Genomic DNA, 557 nt, shown 5'->3' with positions numbered 1-557 from the left:
CATCGAGGTCCTCAGCCATGCGTGAGACTTGTGATTTCGACAGCGAGTCGATGCCCAGCTGCTTGACCAGCTTGTCCATCCGCCGAGTCGAGACCCCTGCCAGGTAGGCGTCAGCGACCACGGTGATCATCGCTGACTCAGCCCGCTTACGCCGCTCCAGCAGCCAGTCCGGGAAATAGGTGCCCGCCCGGAGTTTCGGGACAGCGACATCGACGGTGCCCACTCGGGTATCGAGGGCCCGGTGGCGGTAGCCGTTGCGCTGGGTGACCCGCTCGGCACTGGGCTTGCCGTACTCAGCACCGACCACGGCGTCGACATCGGCTGAGAGCAGAGCGTTGATCATGGTCTGCAGCAAGCTGCGCATCAGATCCGGTGAGGCATCAGAGAGGGCTTCCTTCAACACGCCTGCAGGATCGACAATATGAGGAGCGGTCATCGTGGTGATGTCCTTTCGAGTTGGGATGTGAGAGTTTCCTCGAAGGGGCCACCCGATGACCGCGCTCACGTTCAGGACCGTCATGGTCACCAGGTGCTACACCACTCTATGGGGCACTACT

1 protein-coding gene is annotated in these 557 nt (G+C 61.8%); it reads right to left on the bottom strand.

Going from position 1 to position 557, the window contains the following annotated elements:
- Window positions 1–436 (bottom strand): transposase (locus tag FEF26_RS15555; RefSeq protein WP_208012968.1); only part of this gene is annotated, 436 nt, incomplete at its 3' end.
- Window positions 437–557 lie beyond the last annotated feature (121 nt).

Origin of the sequence: Nesterenkonia salmonea (assembly GCF_005771525.1) — a bacterium.
GTDB classification, from domain to species: domain Bacteria; phylum Actinomycetota; class Actinomycetes; order Actinomycetales; family Micrococcaceae; genus Nesterenkonia; species Nesterenkonia salmonea.
The sequence above is the reverse complement of the archived record's forward strand: the minus strand, read 5'-3'. Positions and strand labels throughout refer to the sequence as shown.